We start from the raw sequence: 24880 nt of genomic DNA, 5'->3' as shown, positions 1-24880 counted from the left end.
CAGTAAAGTCGCGTTAACGGCTACTTCCAATTACGGAAGAGCCTGTTAACGCGGCCTTTTTTAGTATTAAAGCTCTTTAACCAGGTCATACCAAGCTTCGCCGGCATGCTGGGAGGTCGAGACGCCAACGACTTGGTAGCCGTTCTTTTGGTAGAAGGGGATGCGGTCGGCCAAGCAGGTCAGCGCAATGGACTGGCAGTGGTGTGCGGTGGCCGATTCGGCGAAGGCACTTAGGAGCCGCCCGCCGATGCCGCGCCCTCGAGCGGTGGGCGCCACGGCGATGGTCAGGATCATCTGGTGACCGCCAGTCGGAAGGTTGGTGGGCGCTTGGTCGTACATCCAATCGGCGACTAGTTCGTCAGCGACGATGGGGCCGCAAACGAAACCCAATAGGGTGTTATGCTCTTCGGCTACGAGAAAGGTATCCGGAAAGGCTTGAATCCGGGCCGCGTAAGCTTCGGGGGTGCCCGCTTCGGCGGCGGTAAACCCGGCATGTTCAATCTCTAGAATCGCGGGTAAATCAGTGGGAACAACTTGGCGTAAATGCATTAAATCAGCTACTTTCAGGAAATTTGGATTCGATTTTAGGCCGCGTGAGTGCTTCGCTTGCAGGGCTAAAGTATCCCATTTTTTGTCAGCCATGAATTAAGCAGAAATCCGTAGCCTAGAATACCATGCCATCTCAGCACCAACAACGGGAAATCGGCTGGGCGGTCATAGGAAGGGTTTAAAATCCAAGAGCTTATTGCGATGGCGTTCGAGCTTTTGTTGATTCCAACCTTGGACGGAAAAGGATATTGAGTCCGGTAAAACTTGAGATTGGGTAACAGCCCTTGATGAGACTGGCTGATTAAAGTTTAAGTCCAGAGAAAAATCCGCTGCAATTTCCCCTAAAGCAGCCGCAACGCGAAACGCGGCAGTGACCTTCGTCACGTCGAAGGTCACGGTTGCATGAGTTACGCTAAACTCACTCAAAAAATCGGTGGCATTATAACGTTGATCAAAATTAAAGAAAACGAGCTTAATGTAAAGAAAGAATAACTCTCGGTTTGGGTCCATAGTCTCTCTCCCACTGATATGAATGATGGTCATCGTGGTCACGGCTTAAGCAGACTGGGGACTGCTCCCAATGGACTTATTCCCGCTATGACCATTAAACCATGGTAATTAGAAAAGGTGGTGGCCAAACGAAAATTAGCTTTCAATCTCGCGAAAATTGGGCGTACAACCAAGCTAGAATAGGGCGATGAGCCGGATTTAAGATGCGGGTTAACGCGCCACTCAGCCGCTGGTCACTGTCCTCACAGAGCTAAGTTCGTAAAGTATGGAAACGACGTGCTTTAAACGCTTATTTAACCATTCGGACTGGCTTTCTTTGTAAACTATGGGCGATTAAGGAAGGAGTAGAAGTAAGTCAAACAGTTGGACTGATAGTGAGGTGACGAGTCACCGTAACGCTCGTTTCTGAGTGATGCGATCTTTCGCCCATCCCTCAATGGAAAGGAGCTTGTCGTGATGCAAGACGAAACCACCGAAAAGAAACACAAATTAATCCAGTACGCCAACGGGCGGTCGCTGGAAGAAATCAACGGAACCGTAGAAGTGCCGCATGACATTAGTTTCATGAAGGCCCTTTTTATGTACTCGGGACCAGGTGCGTTGGTTGCCGTGGGGTACATGGATCCCGGAAATTGGTCGACGTCGATCACTGGGGGGCAAAACTTCCAGTACCTATTAATGTCTGTCATCTTGATTTCAAGTTTAGTTGCGATGCTGTTGCAGTACATGGCTGCTAAACTTGGCATCGTGAGTCAAATGGACTTGGCCCAAGCCATTCGGGCGCGGACCAGTAAAGCCCTGGGCATTGTGTTGTGGCTGATGACGGAATTCGCCATCATGGCCACGGATATTGCGGAAGTTATCGGGGCGGCGATTGCGCTGTACCTGCTCTTCCACATTCCATTAGTCATTGCGGTTTTTATCACTGTCTTTGACGTATTGCTGTTACTGTTGCTGACCAAGATTGGGTTCCGAAAGATCGAAGCCATCGTGGTCTGCTTGATTATGGTGATCCTGGTGGTCTTTGCCTACCAGGTCGCCTTGTCGAACCCGAACTGGGGCGGCGTCTTTGCTGGCTTGATTCCGACCGGTAAGACCTTCGCTCAGTCGCCGACTATCGGGGGCAATAACCCGTTACAAGGAGCATTGGGCATCATCGGGGCCACGGTCATGCCGCATAACCTGTACCTGCACTCTGCGATTTCCCAAACGCGGAAGATTGACCACCACGACGAAAAGGATATTGCCCGGACCGTTAAGTTTGCCAGTTGGGACTCCAACATCCAACTGACCCTGGCGTTCTTTGTCAACGCGTTGCTCCTGATCATGGGGGTCGCGGTCTTCAAGTCGGGTGCCGTTAAGGATCCTTCCTTCTTCGGTCTGTTCCAGGCATTGTCGGATACCTCGACCATGAGTAACGGGGTCTTGGCCAGTGTGGCCAAGACCGGGATTCTGTCCACACTGTTTGCGGTCGCCCTGTTAGCTTCCGGGCAGAACTCGACCATTACGGGGACGTTGACCGGGCAAGTGATCATGGAAGGCTTCGTGCACATGCGGATGCCATTGTGGTTACGGCGGTTAGTCACTCGGGTGATCTCCGTGATTCCGGTATTGATTTGTGTGGGGATGACCAGTGGTGAAAGTGCCATCGATGAACACGTGGCCTTGAACGATTTGATGAACAATTCGCAAGTCTTTCTGGCGTTTGCGTTACCATTCTCCATGCTGCCGTTACTGATGATGACGGACAGTAAGATGGAAATGGGAAAGTTCAAGAACTCCTTGTGGGTCAAGATTCTCGGCTGGATCTCCGTGATTGGGCTGACGTTCTTGAACATGCAAGGGTTGCCCGACCAAGTCACGGGCTTCTTCGGCGCGAACCCGTCGGCCAGTGAAGTCGCGTTAGCGCACGGTATCGCGGATGCGTTGATTTTGATTATCATTGCGTTGTTAGTCTGGACTATCGTGGAACTCCACCACGGAAATCAACGGTTGGCGAAGCACTTAAAGGCGGAAGGTCAACCATCCGCGGTTGAAGCGGCCATGGTAGAAGGCGTCGAAAACCATGAAGAGGGAGGCGCGGCGAAATGACCACGCAATTTAAGCACATCCTGGTCGGCGTTGATGATTCGCCGGATGCGTTATTGGCCTTCAAGTACGCGATTCATCAGGCCAGCCAAGATCACGCCGAACTGGATATCGTCTCGGTCTTGGAGAACCAGGCCATCAACGTCTATCAGGCGCTGACGAAGGATTTTATTCACGGCAAACGTGAGGAACTGGAACGTCACATCCAAGGGTATGCCCATCAAGCGATAGCTGCGGGGGTGCACCCCGTCCACACCATCGTGGTCGAGGGGGAACCCGGTGAAGCCATTGTGGGGGATGTGATTCCCCAGATTCACCCGGACCTGTTGATCGTGGGATCGCGGGCTAAGAAGGGCGTCAGTCGCCACTTCGGGAGCCAGGCGGCCTACATGGCCAAGTACGCCCCGATTTCGGTGTTAGTGGTTCGGTAAAAAAGGAATACGATGAAAGGAATCTGCACCTTAATTGGGTGGCAGGTCCCTTTTTTGTTGCACCCAAAACGCGATAGATTAAGGGTGCCTAATCTAAGGGTAACCTAGCGCTAACTTACTTGGAGAATAATTGGGGGATTAAAATTTTTATTTAAAGAGTTTTAATTGGTAAAATTAGGGCCCATAACGCCGTAGAAATTGAGGGCTTAGAATGTTGTAATAGCCACAAAGAAACCGGTTTCTAAAAAGTAAACTAATTGTTAACTTCAACTTCTTGTTCCCCCGAATAAAGTTTAGGGGGCTCTAAAAAAGTCTTTGCAGGTGATTAGAATTAATGTACAATGAGGTCGTTGTTTAGTTCTAAAACACTTTACAAACTTCTAAGGAGAGAGGAGTTTTTTTACGTGGCAGATAACACAGTAAAAAAGCATAAGTTGATCCAATACGCCAACGGGCGGTCACTCCAAGAGATCAACGGTACGGTAAAGGTTCCGCGCAACATCAGTTTCTGGAAGGCATTATTCATGTATTCTGGTCCTGGTGCCTTGGTCGCGGTGGGGTACATGGATCCCGGGAACTGGTCAACGTCGATTACCGGTGGTCAGAATTTCCAATACTTATTGATGTCTGTTATCTTGATTTCAAGTTTAGTTGCGATGTTATTGCAATACATGGCGGCCAAACTTGGTATCGTGAGTCAGATGGATTTAGCCCAAGCCATTCGGGCACGGACTAGTAAACCCCTGGGAATTGTCTTATGGATCATGACGGAATTAGCCATCATGGCCACGGATATTGCCGAAGTAATTGGGGCTGCGATTGCCTTGTACTTATTATTCGATATTCCGTTGGTCATCTCGGTCTTCATTACGGTCTTCGATGTTTTGCTTTTGCTATTATTGACCAAGATCGGGTTCCGGAAGATCGAAGCCATCGTGGTTTGCTTGATCATGGTGATTCTGGTGGTCTTTGCTTACCAAGTTGCGTTGTCCAACCCGGACTGGGGTGGCGTCATCAAGGGCTTAGTGCCTAGCGCCGCTACCTTCTCAGATGGCCCAGTCATCGGGGGTAACAGCCCGTTGCAAGGTGCCTTAGGGATTATCGGGGCGACCGTTATGCCGCATAACCTGTACCTGCACTCTGCGATTTCCCAAACGCGGGAAATCGACCACAGCGATAAGAGCGACATTGCACGGACGGTGCGGTTCGCGAGCTGGGATTCCAACATCCAATTAACGTTGGCCTTCTTCGTGAACGCCTTGCTGTTGATCATGGGAGTGGCGGTCTTCAAGTCTGGTTCCGTCAAGGACCCATCCTTCTTCGGTCTGTTCCAAGCATTATCCGATACTTCAACCATGAGTAACGGGGTCTTAGCCGGTGTGGCCAAGACGGGGATCTTATCCACGTTGTTCGCGGTGGCTCTGTTAGCTTCTGGTCAAAATTCCACCATTACGGGGACGTTGACCGGGCAAGTCATCATGGAAGGGTTCGTGCACATGCGGATGCCACTATGGTTACGGCGTCTGGTAACCCGGTTGATCTCTGTGATTCCCGTGTTGATTTGTGTCACCATGTTCAGTGGTAAGAGTGCGATTGAAGAGCACACGGCCTTGAACGATTTGATGAACAATTCGCAAGTCTTCCTGGCGTTCGCTCTGCCGTTCTCCATGCTGCCATTATTGATGATGACGGATAGTAAGATGGAAATGGGTGAGTTCAAGAACTCGCTATGGGTCAAGATTTTAGGTTGGATCTCCGTCATTGGGTTGACCTTCTTGAACATGAAGGGCTTACCGGATCAGATTGCGGCGTTCTTTGGAACGAACCCAACGGCCGCACAGACGGAAACGGCGAACATCATTGCGTACCTCTTGATTGCTGCCATCATGGCCCTGTTAGTCTGGACCATCTGGGAATTGCACTTGGGTAACCAGCGATTAGCTAAGCACCTGAAGTCTGAGGGCGTCGAATCGGCTGTTGATGCTGCGCAAATCGATGGTGTCGACAACCAGGAAGCTTAGAGACGAACACACTTTAAAGGGGAGATTAGATGGCAACCAAGTTTGATCGAATCCTAGTGGGAGTCGACGATTCCGCCGATGCTTTACTAGCCTTTGACTACGCACTGCATCAAGCCAAGCGAGACGATGCGGAACTCTACATCGTGTCGGTCTTGGAAGAAAATGACGTCAACATTTACCAGGCCTTGGACGATGACTTCGTTCACGGCAAACGCGATACGCTGGCCCAACACCTGCAAGGGTACGCGGAAAAAGCGCAGAACGCGGGGATTAGTAAGGTTCACACGTTGGTCGCGGAGGGGAAACCGGCGGACACCATCGTTCGCGATGTGATTCCGCACGTTCAACCAGATTTGTTAATCATCGGATCAGAATCCAAGAAGGGCGTCAGTCGTCACTTCGGGAGCCAAGCCGCTTACATGGCCAAATATGCGCCGATTTCGGTTTTGGTGATTCGTTAAAAATTGCATAACAAACGCTTGTGGCGGTCTAAGCCATGTCCAGTTGGGCATGGCTTAGGCCGCCATTTTTGAATCGAGTGATGAGAAACGTCTGGGGGAGATATGGTGTGAATGATCAATTTTGGAACGGGTATCGGCTTTACCGAACGCGGTTTAAAACCCGAAGGGAGCGGTCAAAGGTACCAGTATCAAGGAATCTATTAGTGAAACAGGGATTGCGAATCGAGTACGTTTCGGTGGCTTGGATGGCCTTCGAATGTTTAGTGGGCCGATTTGGTCGCGGCGTTCGTCTTGGTCTACTTCATCGCCAGTGAGGGGTGGGAAGCCCTCCAAAAGGGCCGTCACTAGGAGGATTAACCTGAACGGTACTCAAAAAGCCTGCGGAAATGCGCTGACATTTCCACAGGCTTTTTCGTTTAAGTGGTTCGGCAGAAGGAGCAAAGAATGAATCTGCAGGCGGGACGCTTAATAGTGGTCCCCGTTGGTGATAGAGTTCTTCACGATTACGTAGTCGACCGTCCGGATGTCCAGCAGGTTGCGCCCACCGGCGTACGAGATGGAAGACTGGAGGTCTTGGTGAATCTCCTGGAGCGTGTCCGCAATGTCGCCGCGGTAAGGGACCAGCATCTGCTTGCCTTCCACGTTGCGGTAGGCGCCCTTTTGCTTCTCGGACGCGGAGCCCCAGTATTGCTTGTAGACCCGGCCGTCGATGGTCAGCTTACTGCCGGGTGATTGTTCGTGACCGGCCAACTTGGAGCCAATCATGACCATGCTGGCACCGAAGCGAATCGACTTGGCGATATCGCCGTTGTAGCGAATCCCGCCGTCAGCCACGATGGGCTTCCGGGCTGCTTTGGCACAGAGCCGCAGGGCCGCGAGTTGCCAACCACCGGTACCGAAACCGGTTTTGAGCTTGGTGATGCAGGCCTTACCCGGGCCGATGCCGACCTTAGTGGCGTCCGCACCAGCGTTTTCAAGTTCCCGCACGGCTTCGGGGGTCCCGACGTTCCCGGCAATCACGAAGCTACCTGGTAAGGTCTCTTTGATCTTCTGGATCATCCGAATCACCGAATTGGCGTGGCCGTGGGCGATGTCGATGGTGATGTATTCGGGCGTCAGGTCCGCGGCGGCCAGTTCGTCGATGAAGGTGTGTTCGTCAGGCTTGACGCCCACACTGATCGACGCGAACAGGTGCTGGTTGTGCATCCGTTCGATGAAGCCGCGCCGTTCGGCTGGCTGGAAACGGTGCATCACGTAGAAGTAGTCGTTTTGCGCGAGCCAGACGGCCAGGGGTTCGTTGATTACGGTTTCCATGTTCGCGGGAACCACGGGAATCCGGAAGGTCCGACCACCGAAGTTAATCGTGGTGTCGGCTTCGGAACGGCTTTCTAAGACACATTTGTTAGGAATTAATTGAATGTCTTCATAATCAAAGACTTCGGCTGGATGCATGGGCAAGTCCTCCTTAGGTTAATCAGCTGGGCTGTCCCAGATGTGATGTAAGATGTTGGTTTGTTCCCGGTCTGGACCGACGGATAAGGTCGCAACGGGGACACCGACCAGTTCTTCCAGGCGCTTCACGTAGTTCCGGGCGTTGGCTGGCAGGTCTTCTAGTGACTGGCAGTGGGTGATGTCTTCATCCCAGCCAGGGAGTTCTTCGTAGATTGGGTGGCAGTTCTCCAGGTCCTTCAGGCTAGCGGGGTAATGGTAGATGGTCTCACCATTGAGTTCGTAGGCCTTGCAGAGTTTGACGGTCTTCAGACCAGTCAAGACGTCCAGGCAGTTCAGAGACAGGTTGGTCAAGCCGGAAACGCGCTTGGCGTGCCGTAAGACCACGCTGTCGAACCAGCCGATCCGCCGGGGCCGCTTGGTAACGGTACCGTATTCGTGGCCAGTCTCCCGGATGGTATCCCCGATTTCGTCATGTAATTCCGTGGGGAAAGGACCGTCGCCGACCCGGGACGTGTAGGCCTTGCAGACGCCGACCACGTGGTTGATCTTGGTTGGGCCCACGCCGGCACCGATGGTTACGCCACCGGCAACGGGGTTCGAGGACGTCACGAACGGGTAGGTCCCGTGGTCGATATCCAGCATCACCCCTTGGGCCCCTTCGAACAGGACGTTTTTGCCCTGGTCGATGGCGTCGTTGATGACTACTGAAGTGTCGGTCACGTAGGACTTCAAGAGTTGGCCGTATTGGAAGTAGGTGTCGAAGATTTCGTTGAAGTCTAACGGTTGTTCGTTGTAGAGCTTCACGAAGAGGTCGTTCTTTTCTTCCAGGTTTTGCTTTAATTTCGCAGCGAACGTGTCGTGGTCGAGTAAGTCAGCGACCCGGATGCCGACCCGTTCGGCTTTATCCATGTAAGCGGGGCCGATGCCTTTATTGGTGGTCCCGATTTTATTGGTCTTGGTTTTTTCTTGGCACTTATCTAAGAGAATATGGTAGGGCAGAATCACGTGGGCCCGGTCAGAGATGCGCAGGTTATTCGTGTTCACACCGTTTTCGTTGAGGTAGTGCAGTTCTTGCACTAACGACTTCGGGTTGAGGACCACACCGTTACCGATCACACTGGTCTTGTCGGCGTAGAAGATCCCGGATGGAATCAACCGCAGCTTGAACGTCTGACCATTGAAGACGATGGTGTGGCCGGCGTTGTCACCGCCTTGGTAGCGGGCGATAACGTCTGCTTTTTCACTGAGAAAGTCCGTGATTTTTCCTTTTCCTTCATCGCCCCATTGACTACCAACTACTACTATTGATGACATAACAACACCCCATCGTTTTATTTTGCCAAGCCGAACGCTCAGCAAGAATTAGTTTATCAAGTTCGTAAATAAAAAGCAAGGTAAAAACGAACAATTATAAATTTTATTGCGGCTAAAGTTCTAATTAATTGCGGTGAAAACGAATTAATACCCCTAATCATTCTCTATAGAGTGGCGTTCTCCCGATAATCTATGGTATAATGCCTGGTGTTGAAAAACCGTAAATTCGAAATAATGTTCGTGTTTTGAACAAACTTATGGAGGAACTGCCAGTGCTATCACGTTATACGCGCCCGGAAATGGGCCACATTTGGTCGTTGCAGAACCAATACGCTGCTTGGCTAGCCGTCGAGATTGCCATTGACGAAGCTTGGGCTAAGCTGGGGGAGATACCAGAAGAAGATGTGCGTAAGATTAAGGAGAACGCCCGCTTTGACGTGGACCGGATCGCCGAGATCGAAGCCGTGACCCACCATGACGTGGTGGCCTTCACGCGGGATGTGTCGGAGTCGTTGGGCCCGGAACGTAAGTGGATTCACTTTGGGGTCACCAGTACGGACGTGGTCGACACCGCGCAGGGCTACCGGTTGAAGCAGGCCAACGCCCAGTTGCGCCAAGGCATCGTCACGCTGACGGCAACGTTGAAGAAGATGGCGTTAACTTATAAGGATACGGTGATGATTGGCCGGACGCATGGGGTCCAAGCAGAACCGACCACCTTTGGGCTGAAGATTGCCCGCTGGTATTCGGAGATGCAACGCAACTTGGCCCGTTTCGACCGGGCGGCCAAGGGCGTGGAAGCCGGCAAAATCAGTGGGGCCGTGGGGACGTTCGCCAACGTGCCACCGGAGATCGAAGAGTTCGTCTGCGAGCGCTTAGGCATTACGGCCCAGCCAATCAGTAGTCAGGTTCTACCGCGGGACTTGCACGCCGATTACATCGCGACTTTGGCGCTGATTGGGACCAGTATCGAAGAGTTCGCCACGGAGATTCGTAGCCTGCAGCGTTCGGAGATCCACGAAGTTGAAGAACACTTCAATCCGGGCCAGAAGGGCTCCTCGGCCATGCCGCATAAACGGAATCCGATTGGTTCGGAGAACGTGACGGGGTTGGCGCGGGTCCTGCGGGGCAACGTGATCACGGCTTACGAGAACGTGAGTCTCTGGCACGAGCGGGACATTTCCCACTCGTCCGCCGAACGGATCATTTTACCGGAGAGCACCACGTTACTGGACTATATGCTGCACCGGTTCAACCGGATTCTGACTAACTTGGATGTCTTCCCGGAGACCATGAAGGCCAACATGGGACGAACCTACGGCTTGATTTACAGTCAACGACTTTTGTTGAAGCTGATTGAAGCGGGGATGAGTCGCGAGGACGCTTACGACCTGGTCCAGCCGTTGACGGCCCAGGCCTGGGACCAACAGGTACAATTCCGGCCGCTGGTGGAGGCCAGCGCGGGAATTACCCAGCGGTTGAGTCCGGCAGAAATCGCCGATGCGTTTGACTACCATTACCATTTACGCCGAGTCGATAATATTTTTCGGCGTTTGGGCTTGTTACCAGCCGCAAAATAATTTAAGATAGATGAGTTGAAAAATCCGCCACTGGACGAGCACCTAGTGGCGGACTTTTTACGTTTCCAAGTCATTTTGAGATAGCGTATAATCAGAAGTAACGAATATAAGAGCGAAGGGAGTCGAAGCACGCATGGAACAGCTTGAGCAGGGATTGGACCAGCAACTACGGGAATTGGTCAAGATGCCGAACCCTCAGGGAAAAATTGCGGATTATCGCAACCTGGTGGTGGGCTTGGTCGGCCTGCGTTTTCTCGCGCAACGCTGGGAACGGGGGCTTGCTCAGCACGTGGCGCCAGCAACGTTGACGCGCCAATTAGGGTTCTCGTTACCAGCTGACCAGACCTGGACGGCGTTGGTCGCGCAACCGGAGACTACCCGGTTATTCCAGATGCTGGCCCATTTTGCGACCGAACCTGAGCCGTTTTTTAAGGACTTGTTTAAGCCGGTCAATCTGCAAAGTAAATGCCTGGGCAGTACGGCAACGGCACGGCAGACGGCGTTACGGGCTGTGATTGCGCAAGTCGATGACTTGGCCGTATCGGCGACAGCCTGGGGAACGGTGGCCGACCAGTTGATTGCGCGGTTTGCTTGGGTGATGCAGAAGCAACGCGAAGCACCGTTTTACACGCCCCAAGCCATTTCGGCGGTCTTGGCGGGCGTGATCGGGGCGCACACGACAGCCCTTGATAGCGTCTATGATCCGACCATGGGAACGGCTTCGCTCCTGTTGGCGTTGGGTCACCAAGTGGCTGTCGACCGTTATGTGGGGCAGGAAGTTGATGAAGCCGTGGCGATGATTGGCCGGCTGAACCTGTTGCTGCATGGGGTCTCGTACCAGCAATGTACGACCTATCTGGGGGATGTGTTGACTGCGGATCAAGCGGGGACCCAACAGTTCTCGGCCATCATTGCCAACCCACCTTATTCCGTGCATTGGGCGGCTAATCCGGCGGCCGATGACCCCCGGTTTGCGGCCTACGATAAGTTACCGCCGAAGTCCAAGGCTGACTTGGCGTTTATTGAACAGATGGTGTATCACTTGGACGATGCCGGAGGGGTCATGGCGGTGGCGCTACCTCACGGGGTGTTGTTCCGGCAGGCAGCCGAAGGGGCTATCCGGCGGACCATGATTGAACGGGATAACCTGATAGACGCGGTGATTGGCTTGCCGGCTAACCTGTTTCCAGGGACGACTTTGCCCATGATGGTTCTGGTCCTTAAGAAACACCGAACGACGCGGGACATTTTCTTTATGGATGCTTCGAAACTAGGCAGTAAGGGGAAAAACCAGACCGTACTGACCGCTGAACAGGTGGAACGAATCGTGACGACCTATCGTCAGCGCGTTGACGTGCCTAATCTTGCGCACGTGGCGTCAGCGGCGGAAGTGGCGGCCAACCAGTATAATCTGAATATTCCGCGTTACGTGGACACCTACGTGGGGGAACCCCCCGTTGATTTGAAGCAAGTCACGCAAGAACTCCAGGCGACACAAGCAGACTTGACCCGTACGCAACAGGCTTTCAATCAGATGTTGGGCGAGCTAGCGGATAAACTGGGTGACCCGCAGAAGTTGGCGGATTTACAGCAATTACTAAAGAAGAGAGATTAAAAAAATCCTGAGCCAAATCGGTTCAGGATTTTTTAAAACTATTGCGAAATTAAGGTTGGCGTTTACGGAGATAACTCTAGTGCTGTTCCGCCGCAAGTAAAGCTGCTCGGAGCGCGTCGTCAACGGCGTAGATGTATAAGCCGTGAACACCACGGGTCATTAAGACGTTCAGTTCGTTGGCTAATAACTCTTCGGCCACGTAACTTCGATTACCGTTGTCGAAGGTTCGCTTTTGAATGGCTTTCCGATTTTGACTAGCTTCGCGATCGAAGACCAAGTGGCCGTCACGGTATTTCACGGAAGGTCCGATAATGACGGCACTGTAGTTTAGGTCGAAACCTTGAATCGTGAAGGTTGACCCCACCTCATTAATGGTTTGAGATTGTTCGGCCCAGGGAAGCTGACCTTGACCGCGCGGAGCTTTGAGTTGTAGGTTCCAGGGGAGGGTAAGGTTGCCCGCGGTGACGTAGTAGGTCTGGTCCCGGTGACTGTCTTTATAGGGCCAATCGAAAGTCGCCACGACCCGAGACAGCCCATTTTGCGTGTTGGCTGCTTGCCGTTTCAAAGCATTGTACATCTTTTGAGCGTCGTCAAAGATGCGTAGGTCGTAGCTAGTATCGCGAGGAATGGACTGAATGATATGGTGTTCCAGAAGGTCATGTAGCCACTGTAAAGTTTTGGGATTGGCTTGTAGCCGTAGTTGCTCTTTGAGTTGGATGAGATTTTGCTGTTGTTGCGCGTGATTTTCCAGTTTCAGAATACTGCTACCGGTCCGGTATTCTTCAGTTTTAAGGATTTGTTTGCGGTCAAAGACAATAACCGTGATTTTGGAGCGTGCCATGATGTCGTTAAGCTGGTTTTTCCCCGTGTAGCCCTGGTTACCCTGAGTTAATAGCAGGTGCGCTTCGTCCACTAAGACCACGTCAACGGGGGCATCCGGCGTGTGGGATTTGATAAATGTTGAGGCAAGGCTGACGTTATCAGTGTCCAAGTCCAGCTTTTGCGCAATGTTCGTGTAAACCTTGACCTGTTCCTTATGGTTTACGATGAGGTGCGTCTGGGTTGGGGTAGGCGTATCCGTATCGGAATGATTTAACCGATAAAATAACGTGCTCAGCAGGACTGTTTTACCGGAACCCGCTTCACCTTCAACCATAATAAGTTGATGGTGTGCGCCAGCTTGGGAGAGGGCGGTAATCCGCTGGAAGATTTTCTTACGGGCGGTCTCCTGTCCGGCGGTTAATTTGTGGAAGGGCGAGGCTTTAAAAATTGCGGAATCGCGAATCTCCTGTTCAATGGGGAACAGATCCTGGTTGAGGCGGTGCAATTTTTGCCAGATTTCAGAGAAGATTTTCGACCGCTCATCAACCGTGAAATATTTGTACTGTTGATTGGTCCGGCGATTGTTTAGCGTTTTGACCTTATTGACGCCCAACATGTACATCATCATGGTGTTTTCGATGTCGAGGGTGAGTGATTTGTTGAAATGGGGATGGCCGATGACTAACATTTCGGTGTTTTTATTATCTCGAAATTCCTGCCAGTCGGTGCGGTCTTCTCCTAAATGTTCTTGGGTCCGTTGCTCGATATCGTTAGTTTCGCCGACATAGACGCGATAACCGCCTTTGGATTTGTCATAGACGATGTAGACGACCGGATATTCGAGAAGCAGTTCCTTGTTCTGCGATGTTTGATCTAATTCGGTAACGGCGTCTTTTTGAAAAAGAATGGGATGTGTAATTACGGGTTTTAGGGGTTGAACCATTGAAGCACCTTCTATCGATCGAATTTCCAGTGACGTTGTTGGTTGATGGCCAGCTTTTGCTGGACCAAGTCGTTGGGCGTCACGTCCAGCTGGTCGCACATGTAGTAAAGGTAGGTTAAAACGTCGGCTAATTCGAGTTTTAAGCCTTCAACTTGTTTGTCCGTTAGCTGGTCGTGGTCTTGGTGCCACAAGAAGTACTCGTTGACCTCGGCGGACTCAACCATCATGGCGCGGGCTAATTCGGGGAGCGTGTGGTATTTTTGCCAACCGCGTTGGTCACGAAAAGCCTTTAGGTCTTTGATTGTTTCAGAATAATCAGTAGCCATTGGATATCCCGACTTTCTTTTGAGTAATTTAGTCAAATTATAGCATTTTCTCGATCCCCTGGGATATCACGAAGATGAGCGATTGAGAGAATTCGGGTTATTTGGTAGCACTACCGTTATTGCCAAGTTATCCCCAAACCACAAAAAGACCGCTTCAGCCGTGCAGGGCCGAAGCGGTCTTCTCTGAGGAGTGCACTTCATTAGGGGGGAGAAGTGCAATTTGAGGAGTGGTCAGGTTTGAGGGGTCCTGACCAAGATAAATTCTCTAGGGGGGAGAATTTAAGGGATTGGATATAGATTTTGACTAGTAATCGTTGTTGGCGAATTACTATGATGTTTACTATACCCGCCATTTGTGAACGAAAAAGGGGGTAAACTGTGACGACTTTTCGATAAAAGTCTAAAGGAAGTTTTAAAGCTTAAGAGGTCCTTAAAGCTAGTCTGACAGCAATTCCGGGTCGAAGTAGGTGGTCAAAAAGTCGAGGACTCGGGCCCGGTAGCGTTGCGGATTGATCCAAAAACTCTCCGCATGAGTCGCATTTTTCACAATCCATAATTGTTTAGGCGCGTGGGTCGCCGCATAATTCTCGTACGCCATCCCGACCGGCACGTAGACGTCCTTCTCGCCGTGGATGAACAGGATCGGCCGCCGGTTCTTCTTCAACTGGTCGATCGAGGTCACGTCGTTGAGGTAGTAGCCCAACCGCCGCTTCGAAATCGTGCTGACCAGGGGTTCAATCGGGTACTTTGGCAAGTGGTACCAGCGCTTCAAGAGGTAGACCAGCTCGGCTTCAACGCTGGAGTAGCCACAGTCGGCGATGATGGCCTTGACCTGGGGCGGTAACGTCTCACCCGAAAGCATCTCCATGGTCGCACCGCCCATCGAGACCCCGAACAGGAGAATCTGGACCTGAGAATTACTGCGGTCGATGACCTGTTGGATCCATTGCAGGTAGTCCAGTCGGTCCAACCAGCCGAAACTGATGTACTTGCCGGCACTTTCACCGTGGCCTCGGTCGTCGGGCAACAGGACGTTGAAGCCCAGGTTATGGTACATCTGGGCGAAGTTCGCCATGGTCTCACCGTTGCCCTTGTAGCCGTGAGCGATGATTACCGTACGGTTGTGGGGCGTTGCCGCCGGGATATATTCGGCGACCATCCGGTTTTGGGGGTCGTGTTCGTGCAGGTACCAGGTCTCCTTAGGAGTGGATTGGTACCAGTCCACGTAAGCGTAGTAGGCGTCCGCGTATTTTTGTTTCTCGGCGGACGTTTCGGGGACGTAGTTGACCCGTTTGAAGGCGAAGTTGAACAGGTGCTCACTGGCCAGTAAGGTGGTCGCGGCAGCACCTAATAGGGGTAAAGCTAAAGTGGTTGATTTCTTCAAGGGGGACTCATCCTTTCTCAATATGCAAAATACTTGGTCATTATAGAAGAAGCGTTGCGGCAACACAAGTTAGGTGATTGATGGTTAAGATGAAAAGAGACGCGAAGGAAGGGCCTTCACGTCTGCGTATTATGCTAAATAAAGTTGTTTTAACCGGTCGACTTCCTTGTTGGTCAGCCCCAGCACATCGTGCAAGTAATCTTGAACGCCGCCATACTGGGTGTTAATGATCTTTAAGGCGGTATCGAAGTAATCGGGGTTGACGCTTCCCAGCGCAGTCATGTTCTGGATGAACGCAGCACTTTGACCACGGTCTTGGGCGTCGCGGGTCATCTGGTCTAACTTGGGTTTTAAGTTCTGGTTAGTGGCCAGGTAGTCTTGGCGAATCACCTGAGGATCCACGCCTAAAGCACTGAGAATCAAGAACGCCCCGATTCCCGTCCGGTCCTTACCGGCCGTACAGTGGAACAAGACGGCCGACTGGTCGCCATCGTTAGCCAGCAACACCTTAAAGAATTCCCGGTAAGCCGCTTGGGCACTGGACAGGGTCACCAGGTGCCGGTAGACCTCTAACATGTGCTGGTACCCCGCTTGTGGGTCTTGGGAGAATTGACGCTCTAGGTCCTCACGCGCCGCGGAAGCGTCAGTCTGGTCGCCATCGGGGAAGACGGGTAAGAACTGGTACTGCGCGCCGGCAGGGACCTTGTCGGGCGCTTGTTGGCGTTCCTGCTTGGACCGGAAGTCCACGTCAGCCACCACGCCATAATCGCTTAGAAGTTGCTGGTCCACCGGGGTCAACCCAGCCAGACTGGCGGTTCGGACTAGTTTATGCCATTTAACGGTGTGACCGTCAACGGTAGGATACCCCCCGAGTTCACGGAAGTTCAGGCCGCCCGTCACCTTTAGAATCCGATTCTGTGTCATGCTTGAATACCACCCTTTCGTCGTGTTTCGCTGGCTCTATTCTAACGGTTTTTGGGTAAATTACCTAATGATTCATTTCGAGAGGGGAAGCGTTTTTGGCTTAAACGCTGTATACTGTCATTAAGAGCGAAAAGAACTGATTAAGGTATAGAGAATAGGGTGGTAGTTGTGAGTTTGCGGGGGAAATGGTTACTTTTCAAAACCCAGCACAGTCAGCTGAAACGACAGCTTCAACAGGCCTTTTTAAAACCGAGTCGCCGGAATAACGCCGTCGTTCCAGACAAGTTTGCGACAGACATCGTTACCAAGGAGCGGCGGATCTTCGATGGCCGCATCCTGACGGCCGATTCCGGATCGCCATTACCGCAACACGTCATCTTATTACACGGTGGGGCCTACACCATGCAAGGTATTGCCAGTCACCGGGAGATTATGGAAGCGTTGATTCATCAGGCGAATCTGCGAATCACCTACGTGGACTTCCCGCTAGTGCCGGAAGCCACGGTGGACCAGACGCTGATTTTTACGCTGAACGTGTACGATTATCTGCGGGCCCAGTACCCGGACGACCAGTTCTTCTTACTGGGAGATTCCGCGGGCGGGGGACTGGCACTCACGGTTCTCCAACAGTTGCGGGCCCAGCAAAAGCCGATGCCGGCGGGGAGCATCTTAATCTCGCCCTGGACCGACTTAAGTATGATGAATCCGGACCTCCAGGCGGCCGCGCGTCGCGACCCGTACTTGACGCTCGAGACGCTCAAGCGAATCGGGTACGCCTACGCCGGTGACCACGCGGTGACCGACCCGCGCGTCAGTCCCATCTACGGGTCGTTCGATGAGTTGGGTCCCATCCTGATGTACTTCGGGACCAACGAACTGTTGCACGCCGATGACCAGCGCTTATTGCAGAAGCTGCGGGAGGCCCCCGGGACTCCGGTGGCGGCCCATGAGATGCGGGCCATGTTGCACGATTATTTGCTGTGGACCAAGTTGCCGGAGTCCAAACGGACCCTCAAGGCAATTAAACAGTTTATTTTGACCGGTCAGCTCGAATAGGGCCGGTCCATTCGATAACGAGTCGTCCTGCTAACCAGCGGGGACGGCTCGTTTTTACTGTGCGCAATTGGACGTGGGGGATAATGGTCTAACTAGTTCCGCAGTCAAACGATTCATCGATTTAATCAAGTGGCTAACCCAACTTAGAGTGGTCGAGTGGTTAACGGATGACACGGTCGTGGGACTGAATAGCTGGGTTGTGGGGGCGACCGACCGGATGGTTGTGGGAACGGGCTCATCGGGGACCCACCGGGGGGCTTAATGGTGGGGCGGTTTAATTAACTAACCGAACTTAATTAATCAAAAGGTTGCGACCAAAGACCGAATGAATGAGCCGAATGCGATAATCTTAACGTGAACCCTGCTATACCGGAATTGTAAGGGGAGCTGGTTCGCAATCTTGGGACTGGTGCCCAATTAAGAGAGGAAGCGTGGTTCGATGCGTTTACAAAAGTTACAACAAGTAGAAACGATCACCACCAATTTTCGGCTTCACCAATTCAAGAAGAGTTGGGCGACGGCGGCGATCCTATTAGTCAGTACCGGATTAGGTATGGCCGGGCTGAGTCAACCCGCCCATGCGAGTACGGTCAGCGATGCAGATTCAACGACACAGGTGACCTCAACGGCGACCACGGCGCCAACGAGTACCACGTTGCGGTCCACCACGACTAGCCAACCCACGGCCACCAGTTCGTCAACGGTGACCAGTACCACGACCGCGACCACGGCGCCTGCCACGACTACAACCAGTGATTCGGGGACGCAGAGCAGTACGGCGACCGCCACTTTGACGGTTCCTCCGGTCAGCGGTCCGACTAGCCCCACGACCACAACGGATACCACGACCGGGTCAACTGACAGCACCACGAACACTAGCACGGCGACCAGCGGCACAACGGCTAGCACCCCGACCGGTACCACCAGTTCAACCACAACGGGGACTAGTGTGACGACGGGCACCACGAGTACAACGGGAACCACGACTGGCACGACGACGGGAACCACGACAAGTACGACGGGGACGACGACTGGTACGACTACGGGAACCACGACAAGTCCGACTGGCACAACCACGGGAACGACGGGGACCACTACCGGGACCACGACGACAACGGCTACGACCCCAGCTACGTCGTTGTCCACGACCACGGACATTCAACCTAATAGTGCCGCGGCTTTACCGGACAATACGGTGGTCACCTTTGGCGATAGCGGTATCGCGCAGAACGTGCAAACGGACTTGGGGACTACGGGTTCCGTGACCTTAGGGGACCTACGGCACTTCACGGGGACGACCCTGAATATCGGGACCGTGAATACGGCGTTGCCGGTGACGGGGACCTTAGCGGGGATGCAGTACTTGCAAGCTCTTCCCCAGACGGCTAAGGTCAGCCTGTACATGACCTATCCGTCGGCGAACCTCGACCTATCGCCGTTAATGCCCGTCCACTTTAGTCAGTTGAGCCTGATGATCCACGACATGGGTCAGGTCAACCTGGCGCCCTTAGAGCAAGTCGACCCGTCCGATATCAGCCTGCTACAGATCTACGGGTCAACGCAATCCGGCTTGCAAGATTACCAACAAAACGCCAACGGATTGACCAACGCCCAACTAGCGCAGTTGGGACCTTGGTTGACGGCAATCGATGAAGCCGGGCACAACACGACGTTCAACTTTAACGACAACTCGCTCACGGACTTTTCACCGTTGAAGGGTTTCACTAAGCCAGCGCTGGTCACGGGCTTGGGGCAACGGGTCAACTTGAACGCGACGCCAGTTAACTTCGTCGTGGGCCAACCCGGCGTCTTCACCGCAACGCCATTAACTGGTCTGCAGGGCGAAGATTTGACCAGTCACTATCAAAGCACTTGGAACAACTATCCGACCCAGACTACGATGGCGCAATCTCAAGAACTCTTCTTGACGCCGGTCAGTGGGCATGAATTCAAGATTGCGACGGCTTATCCCACGATTCCGAATGCCAACTGGTTTGCCTACGGGTTACGGGGGTACTACCACTTCGAAACGACGGCGGATTACCCGAACTTTATCATGTTGACCTACCCAAATGGTGTGACCTTCAATTACGACGTGATGGTCTATCAACCCGCTAACTGGTTACCGGCACCCGAAGTCTACGTACGGTACCTGGACGGCAATACCGGCCAAGCCTTACGGAACGCGACGGTGACCTACGGGACCAATATCGGGGACAGCTATAACCTGAGTCAACAGGCACAATTGGCGAATTACCAACTGGATACCACGCGAAGTGCGCCCTTGACGGGGACCTACACTCAAGATCCACAGTACTTGACCATGACCTACACGCCAGAGGTGGCGGGCGGCATTACGGTCAACTACCTGGATGCGGCTGGTCACGCCATCGCACCGGCGACCCAGTTGACCGGTAACGTGGGCACGGCCTACACGGCGACGCCCGCAACGGTCGCGGGGTATACCGCTGGTGCGCCGTTGACCGGCAGCCTACCCGTGAGTGGGACGTTGCCGTTAGCGGCCGGGGAAATCAGCTATTCGTACACACCGAATACCCTGACGCGTACAATCCAATACCTGGATACCACGACGGGGCAGGTTTTGAAGACGCAGACGGTGACTGGTCCTTACCTGAGTACGGCCAACTACCAGCCCACGACCCAACTCGACCAGTATCTGGCTGACGGGTACCGGCTAGTGGCCAATCCTTACAGTGCCACGGCGGCGTTTACCACACCTGAGCCGACGGCGACCTACCAGATTGAGCTGGCCCATCAACTGACCACGTTGACGCCGACCACGCCGGACTTACCGAGTGACGTGGACCTGACGCACACCGTGACCCGGACGATCCAATACCAGGACCTCTTTGGGGAAACGTTGGCGCCCAGCACACAACAGACCGTGACCTTTACCCGCACGGCGACCCGCGATGACGTCACGGGCGCGCTGACCTACACGCCGTGGCAAGCGGTGGGGACGAGTGACTTTGCGGCCCAACCGGTTCCGGAAATTGACGGCTACTTGCCAGAAATGACCACGGTTCCGGCAGTCACCGCCATCACGGCAACCAGTCCCGATGTCACCACGACTGCGTGGTACCAAGGTATTCCGGAAAGCGCGCCACAAGAACCCCAAGAACCGCAAGGCACGCCGACTACGCCGTCCACGCAACCTACAATTGATACTACGACCACGCCAACCACGACACCGACGCAACCAACCTTGGGTCAGGTCATCGTGATCACCGTGGGACCGGAAGGCACGCCATTACGGCCAGTCCAGACTTTGCAAGGTCCGCTGACGACCCCTTACCAGATCACGGCGCCTAAGCTGACCGGTTACCGGTTGACCAGTCCAACGACCATCACGGGGACCTACACGGCCACGCCGAAGACGGTTCGTTTGGTTTATGCGGCTAACGCGACCGGATCGACCACGGCAGTCAGCCAGTCTCCAACCGCGGCAACGTCAACGACGACATCGACCGCAACGGCAACGGGAACCGCGGCGGCGCAAGCCAAGACCTTGACCGCGACGCCGACCGCAGAACGGCTCACACCACAGTCGCCACGATTGCCCCAAACCGCAGAGCACCGCTCAACCACGAGTCGGTGGGGCTGGTTGCTCTTAGGGTTGACCGGCTTGCTGGCTAGCGTGAAGGGCTGGTTCCGCCGCGTTAAGGACTAGTTCCGTAAAATCGTGAACATTGAACGCAAAAAAATGAGGAATCGATTCAAGTTGAGAATCGGTCCCTCGTTTGGTTTTATTTCGTTAAACGTCCACGTGGTGTTTCAGACTCGGGAAGACGTGCTGGTCGGCCCAGGCCATCACGATGCCCTGGGTGACTAAGGCCCAGACGGTCCCGAAGCCGATGGCGTGCAGCTGGCCGGTCATCAGGTAGGAGAGGACGATGATGATTACTGGCGGCAGGTAGCTGGCCCATTGCGCAATCACCGCCGACCCGTGTAAGAACCGGAAGCGGATGATGTAGGACAGGTCGTCGTTGGGGTGCATGATGATGTTGCAACGCTGATAGATCGAGACGGCGAACGCCACCCCGAACAGGCCGATGATGTCGACGATGACCCGACCGGTCAGACTTAAGTGGCCCACGCCCAGCCAGTCCCAGAAGTAGCCGATCCATTCGACCAGGTAGCTAAAGGGGACGATGTATAACAGGTTGGAAATCAGCCGCCGGCGGTCGAACTTCCCCAATAAGAGTTGGTTCATCAGGGTGATCACAATCCCGTAGCCGAAGAGCGTGGTTCCTAAGGGCACGTGAATCCAGTTGGCGAGGTTGACGGACGACCCGGTCCACACGGCACTTCCCAAGTTGGTGGAGATGGTCAGGGCGTTGGCCGCGGAGTTCAGGACGATGGAGAATGCCAAAAAACGCATCCGTTGTCCAAAGTCCTGCATCTTCGCCACGATTGTCACCTCTCCTCTCAAGTCTGTCCAAGTTAAAGTCTAGCTGAATGCTTGTGAAAAGAAAAGGGCAAATCCCAAATTGCCGGCTTTTTCGCCCGGTGCACGCAAAATGAGACGGATTGGCCGGAAAATTCTGGGGAGGCGGCGGTCCTCCAGGTCAGCGAAAGAATTCAGATGGAATAGTTAACAAAAAGCGCAAAGAACCTTATATTAGAGGTGTAACTAAAATTAAAGCGAGGTATAAATCATGACAGAACGGCAGTTGATTCAAGAAATCTTGAACTCCGAAGCGATTGAATACCACTTCGAAAACGTAGACGAAGATTCGAAGGAATACACGCTATTATTAAAGCGCTTAGATAAAGACGTGCGGCCCGTTGAAGAGCTCAATGAGGAAATCAAGCACTACTTTAAGAGTGCGGATTTCAGCTACCAAGAAGAGCTTAATCCCAAGGGTGTCGATGCCGACATCCGCTTGGTGATCAAGCGTTAATCACAGAATCCAAGAGTGGTCGGTCGCGTTGGTGGCCGGCCACTTTTAGTGGGTGCGCGGCGTGTGGTATCCTAAAAACAGTTAGTTTAACAAGGAGGCTCACGCATGACCCTAGAAGAACTGTACCGTACCATGGCCCAAACGATGGGGCCGCAACCCTGGCTGCGACCGGGGACCCCGTGGGCGGAGACGCCAGTTGAAATCATGCTGGGCGCCATTCTGGTCCAGAACACCAACTGGCGTAACGTGGAACCGTCGTTGCGTCAGCTCAAACGGGTGACTGGTTTTGACCCCGCCAAGTTGCGGGCCTTAACGCTAGATGACCTGGTCCCGTTGATTCGGACCAGTGGGTTCTACCAGCGCAAGGCCGCGGCGATTCTGGCACTGGCGACGTGGCTGGGTCGGCACCACGACGACTTGGCGGCACTGCGCCAGATGGCGGGCGACCAGTTACGGACCGAACTTTTGGCAATCACCGGCATCGGCAACGAGACGGCCGACTACATCTTGATGTACACTCTCGACCACGGGACCTTCATGGTCGACACCTACGCCCGGCGGCTCTTTGCCTGGTTGGGCGCAACCATGCCTAAGACCTACCCGGCGTTTCAAAAGCGGGTTCGTGCCCAGTTAGACCTGCCGTTAAGCGATTGGCAGGAATTTCACGCCTTGATCGATGAGTTCGGCAAGGCCCATAAGACCGCGGACGACTTTGCGGCGTCCTTCTTGGCGGGACACCAGTTGACGGTCTGAATCCTTAAGCAACGGTAAAAGAACGGTAGGACCCAGCACTTATTGGAAGCACCCATCCGGGCTTCGTGATATGATAGGTGCAATTGAAATGTAACCGTTTCCTTATAAAACGGTATTCTGGAGGGAGTTTGAACATGTCACTGAAGCAACCTGAGAATTATATTTTAGCGATCGACCAAGGGACCAGTAGCACGCGGGCACTGATCTTCGACCACACCGGCCGGAAAGTTATCGAGGGCTACAAGGAAGTTCCCCAGTACTATCCTCACGCTGGTTGGGTCGAATCTGACGCCAATGAAATCTGGAATAGTGTGCTGTCGGTGATTGCCAGTGCGTTGATCGACGCGTCGATTCACCCGGAAAACATCCAGGCCATCGGGATCAGTAGTCAACGGGAAACCACGATCGTGTGGGATAAGGTGACCGGCGAACCTATCTACCACGCGATTGGGTGGCAAAGTCAGCAAACGGCCAAGTACGCCAAGCAACTCGCGGCCGACCACGGTCAGGAGATTCAAGACAAGACGGGCCTGGTGGTCAACGCCTACTTCAGTGCCACCAAGGTCCGGTGGATTCTCGACCACGTGGCCGGTGCTCGTGAACGGGCGGAAAACGGTGAGTTGGCCTTCGGAACGGTTGACAGCTGGTTGGCTTGGAAGCTGTCCGGCGGCCGGATCCACGTGACCGACTACAGTAACGCCAGTCGAACCATGTTGTTTAACATTCACGACCTGCAGTGGGACGCCGACATCTTAAGTTGGTTGGACATTCCGGCGGCGATGTTGCCGGAGGTCAAGTCCAGTTCCGAAATCTACGGGGTGACCCAGAACTTCCAGTTCTACGGCGTGGAAGTCCCAATCGCCGGGCTAATCGGGGACCAATCGGCCGCTTTACTAGGCCAGTTGGCTTTGAAGCCGGGGATGGTCAAGAACACCTATGGGGACGGGGCCTTCGCCATGATGAACACGGGGACGCAACCGCAGACGTCTAAGCACAACCTGTTGACCACGATTGCGTACAAGTTGGATGGTGACGTGACCTACGCCCTAGAAGGGTCCATCATGGTGGCCGGGACCGCGCTGGCCTGGCTCCACGATAGTCTGAAAATCATTGACAACGTTCCCGAGTCGCGGCAGGCTGCCATGGCCTCGACCGACGATGACGAGGTATACGTGGTACCGGCCTTCAACGGGTTGGGGGCGCCGTACTGGGACCCCGATGCCCGCGGCGCGGTCTTCGGGCTGACCCGGGGGAGTAACCGCAACGACTTCGTGAAGGCTACGTTGCAGTCGATTGCTTACCAGACCCGCGACGTCTTGACCACCATGACGCAGGACACGGGCATCACCATCTCCGAATTGATGGCCGACGGGGGCGCCTCGCGGAACCGTTACCTGATGCAGTTCCAGGCGGATATCTTAAACACGCCGGTGCAACGATCATCGGATGAAGAGACCACGGCCTTAGGGGCTGCGATTGCGGCGGGACTAGCGGTCGGCTATTGGCAGGACCTGGAAGAGGTTAAACAAATTCGCCAGGCCGGTCGGTTGTTCACGCCTGACATGACCAGTGAACGCCGGGAACGGCTCTACGCGGGCTGGCAACAGGCCGTCTCCGCCACGCGGGCGTTCAAGCCACAGCCTAAGGACTAACAATAAAACGACAAAAAGAAAGGCTCTTTGTCAACTGGTGTTGATGAGGACTAATGTGAGAATCCAATTCATTT

At 53.6% G+C, this 24880-nt stretch carries 20 protein-coding genes and 1 pseudogene; 12 read left to right on the top strand and 9 right to left on the bottom strand.

The features are described from left to right. Positions 1-66 precede the first annotated feature (66 nt). A complete protein-coding gene (locus FD30_RS09440; protein WP_056944820.1) occupies positions 67-549 on the bottom strand; it encodes a GNAT family N-acetyltransferase in 483 nt (160 codons plus the stop codon). A gap of 165 nt (positions 550-714) precedes the next feature. Next, positions 715-1101: a hypothetical protein gene (locus tag FD30_RS09435; RefSeq protein ID WP_235803265.1), complete on the bottom strand. Its 387-nt coding sequence runs from the start codon at positions 1099-1101 to the stop codon at positions 715-717. Positions 1102-1515: 414 nt separating this feature from the next. On the opposite strand from FD30_RS09435, the gene FD30_RS09430 reads away from it, so the two are divergent. The 5 genes and pseudogenes from FD30_RS09430 to FD30_RS11580 all read left to right on the top strand — a co-directional run. Next, positions 1516-3150, top strand: coding sequence for an Nramp family divalent metal transporter (locus tag FD30_RS09430; RefSeq protein WP_056944818.1), 1635 nt, complete (start codon positions 1516-1518; stop codon positions 3148-3150). Next, positions 3147-3578 carry a universal stress protein gene (locus FD30_RS09425; RefSeq protein WP_024747176.1) on the top strand — a complete coding sequence of 144 codons (432 nt, stop codon included), beginning with the start codon at positions 3147-3149 and terminating at the stop codon, positions 3576-3578. Before FD30_RS09430 ends, FD30_RS09425 begins: the two co-directional genes overlap by 4 nt. Positions 3579-3982: 404 nt before the next feature. Further along, complete coding sequence (locus FD30_RS09420) at positions 3983-5599, top strand: Nramp family divalent metal transporter (RefSeq protein WP_056944817.1); 1617 nt, start codon at positions 3983-3985, stop codon at positions 5597-5599. Between the two features lie 29 nt (positions 5600-5628). Continuing rightward, positions 5629-6060, top strand: coding sequence for a universal stress protein (locus FD30_RS09415; protein ID WP_056944816.1), 432 nt, complete (start codon positions 5629-5631; stop codon positions 6058-6060). A 264-nt stretch (positions 6061-6324) separates the two neighbouring features. Then, a pseudogene (locus tag FD30_RS11580) lies at positions 6325-6408 on the top strand (cation transporter); the annotation flags it as partial. Positions 6409-6525: 117 nt separating this feature from the next. On the opposite strand, the gene FD30_RS09410 reads toward FD30_RS11580, so the two are convergent. Beyond that, the gene (locus FD30_RS09410) at positions 6526-7512 is read right to left on the bottom strand and encodes a GMP reductase (protein WP_056944815.1); all 987 of its coding nucleotides are present in this window, start codon (positions 7510-7512) and stop codon (positions 6526-6528) included. 18 nt (positions 7513-7530) lie between these two features. Next, positions 7531-8826 carry an adenylosuccinate synthase gene (locus tag FD30_RS09405; RefSeq protein ID WP_056944814.1) on the bottom strand — a complete coding sequence of 432 codons (1296 nt, stop codon included), beginning with the start codon at positions 8824-8826 and terminating at the stop codon, positions 7531-7533. A gap of 272 nt (positions 8827-9098) precedes the next feature. Here FD30_RS09405 and purB point away from each other — a divergent pair, with 272 nt between their 5' ends. Together purB and FD30_RS09395 are read left to right on the top strand one after the other, a co-directional pair. Then, positions 9099-10406 (top strand): adenylosuccinate lyase, encoded by a 1308-nt coding sequence (gene purB / locus FD30_RS09400; protein WP_147000036.1) that lies wholly within the window; start codon positions 9099-9101, stop codon positions 10404-10406. A 133-nt stretch (positions 10407-10539) separates the two neighbouring features. Continuing rightward, positions 10540-12021 carry an N-6 DNA methylase gene (locus tag FD30_RS09395; RefSeq protein WP_056944812.1) on the top strand — a complete coding sequence of 494 codons (1482 nt, stop codon included), beginning with the start codon at positions 10540-10542 and terminating at the stop codon, positions 12019-12021. 76 nt (positions 12022-12097) lie between these two features. Here the strand turns inward: FD30_RS09395 and FD30_RS09390 are convergent, their stop codons facing one another. The 4 genes from FD30_RS09390 to FD30_RS09375 form a co-directional block, all read right to left on the bottom strand. Further along, positions 12098-13786, bottom strand: a complete 1689-nt coding sequence (locus tag FD30_RS09390; protein ID WP_056944811.1) for a DUF2075 domain-containing protein — start codon at positions 13784-13786, stop codon at positions 12098-12100. A gap of 11 nt (positions 13787-13797) precedes the next feature. Further along, positions 13798-14112: a nucleotide pyrophosphohydrolase gene (locus FD30_RS09385; protein WP_056944810.1), complete on the bottom strand. Its 315-nt coding sequence runs from the start codon at positions 14110-14112 to the stop codon at positions 13798-13800. A 436-nt stretch (positions 14113-14548) separates the two neighbouring features. Then, on the bottom strand, positions 14549-15496 hold the full coding sequence (locus tag FD30_RS09380; protein ID WP_056944809.1) for an alpha/beta hydrolase: 948 nt from the start codon (positions 15494-15496) through the stop codon (positions 14549-14551). A 129-nt stretch (positions 15497-15625) separates the two neighbouring features. Beyond that, positions 15626-16420 (bottom strand): tyrosine-protein phosphatase, encoded by a 795-nt coding sequence (locus FD30_RS09375; RefSeq protein WP_056944808.1) that lies wholly within the window; start codon positions 16418-16420, stop codon positions 15626-15628. A gap of 159 nt (positions 16421-16579) precedes the next feature. Between FD30_RS09375 and FD30_RS09370 the strand changes: the two genes are divergently transcribed. Together FD30_RS09370 and FD30_RS09365 are read left to right on the top strand one after the other, a co-directional pair. Then, a complete protein-coding gene (locus FD30_RS09370; protein WP_235803264.1) occupies positions 16580-17476 on the top strand; it encodes an alpha/beta hydrolase fold domain-containing protein in 897 nt (298 codons plus the stop codon). Positions 17477-17915: 439 nt separating this feature from the next. Continuing rightward, positions 17916-21167, top strand: coding sequence for a mucin-binding protein (locus FD30_RS09365; protein ID WP_056944806.1), 3252 nt, complete (start codon positions 17916-17918; stop codon positions 21165-21167). Between the two features lie 84 nt (positions 21168-21251). Here FD30_RS09365 and FD30_RS09360 read toward each other — a convergent pair whose 3' ends face one another. Further along, positions 21252-21908: a DUF6198 family protein gene (locus FD30_RS09360; RefSeq protein ID WP_056944805.1), complete on the bottom strand. Its 657-nt coding sequence runs from the start codon at positions 21906-21908 to the stop codon at positions 21252-21254. A 247-nt stretch (positions 21909-22155) separates the two neighbouring features. Between FD30_RS09360 and FD30_RS09355 the strand changes: the two genes are divergently transcribed. From FD30_RS09355 to glpK, 3 genes are all read left to right on the top strand, one after another. Next, the gene (locus FD30_RS09355) at positions 22156-22401 is read left to right on the top strand and encodes a hypothetical protein (RefSeq protein ID WP_056944804.1); all 246 of its coding nucleotides are present in this window, start codon (positions 22156-22158) and stop codon (positions 22399-22401) included. 105 nt (positions 22402-22506) lie between these two features. Further along, positions 22507-23154 (top strand): endonuclease III domain-containing protein, encoded by a 648-nt coding sequence (locus FD30_RS09350; RefSeq protein WP_056944803.1) that lies wholly within the window; start codon positions 22507-22509, stop codon positions 23152-23154. Between the two features lie 134 nt (positions 23155-23288). Then, positions 23289-24806, top strand: a complete 1518-nt coding sequence (gene glpK, locus FD30_RS09345) for a glycerol kinase GlpK (protein WP_056944802.1) — start codon at positions 23289-23291, stop codon at positions 24804-24806. Positions 24807-24880: the final 74 nt, after the last annotated feature.

It is taken from the genome of Levilactobacillus namurensis DSM 19117, from assembly GCF_001434785.1.
Lineage (GTDB): Bacteria > Bacillota > Bacilli > Lactobacillales > Lactobacillaceae > Levilactobacillus > Levilactobacillus namurensis.
Note: the sequence above shows the minus strand (reverse complement) of the source record. Positions and strands in the feature narration are given on the sequence as shown.

What these genes read in the sequence shown, in the direction of transcription:
- FD30_RS09375 (WP_056944808.1), bottom strand. Translation starts at nt 16,420, where the DNA reads ATGACACAGAATCGGATTCTAAAGGTGACGGGCGGCCTGAACTTCCGT.
- FD30_RS09430 (WP_056944818.1), top strand. Translation starts at nt 1,516, where the DNA reads ATGCAAGACGAAACCACCGAAAAGAAACACAAATTAATCCAGTACGCC.
- FD30_RS09425 (WP_024747176.1), top strand. Translation starts at nt 3,147, where the DNA reads ATGACCACGCAATTTAAGCACATCCTGGTCGGCGTTGATGATTCGCCG.
- FD30_RS09415 (WP_056944816.1), top strand. Translation starts at nt 5,629, where the DNA reads ATGGCAACCAAGTTTGATCGAATCCTAGTGGGAGTCGACGATTCCGCC.
- FD30_RS09385 (WP_056944810.1), bottom strand. Translation starts at nt 14,112, where the DNA reads ATGGCTACTGATTATTCTGAAACAATCAAAGACCTAAAGGCTTTTCGT.
- FD30_RS09405 (WP_056944814.1), bottom strand. Translation starts at nt 8,826, where the DNA reads ATGTCATCAATAGTAGTAGTTGGTAGTCAATGGGGCGATGAAGGAAAA.
- FD30_RS09390 (WP_056944811.1), bottom strand. Translation starts at nt 13,786, where the DNA reads ATGGTTCAACCCCTAAAACCCGTAATTACACATCCCATTCTTTTTCAA.
- FD30_RS09365 (WP_056944806.1), top strand. Translation starts at nt 17,916, where the DNA reads ATGCGTTTACAAAAGTTACAACAAGTAGAAACGATCACCACCAATTTT.
- FD30_RS09440 (WP_056944820.1), bottom strand. Translation starts at nt 549, where the DNA reads ATGCATTTACGCCAAGTTGTTCCCACTGATTTACCCGCGATTCTAGAG.
- FD30_RS09350 (WP_056944803.1), top strand. Translation starts at nt 22,507, where the DNA reads ATGACCCTAGAAGAACTGTACCGTACCATGGCCCAAACGATGGGGCCG.
- FD30_RS09410 (WP_056944815.1), bottom strand. Translation starts at nt 7,512, where the DNA reads ATGCATCCAGCCGAAGTCTTTGATTATGAAGACATTCAATTAATTCCT.
- FD30_RS09355 (WP_056944804.1), top strand. Translation starts at nt 22,156, where the DNA reads ATGACAGAACGGCAGTTGATTCAAGAAATCTTGAACTCCGAAGCGATT.
- glpK (WP_056944802.1), top strand. Translation starts at nt 23,289, where the DNA reads ATGTCACTGAAGCAACCTGAGAATTATATTTTAGCGATCGACCAAGGG.
- FD30_RS09395 (WP_056944812.1), top strand. Translation starts at nt 10,540, where the DNA reads ATGGAACAGCTTGAGCAGGGATTGGACCAGCAACTACGGGAATTGGTC.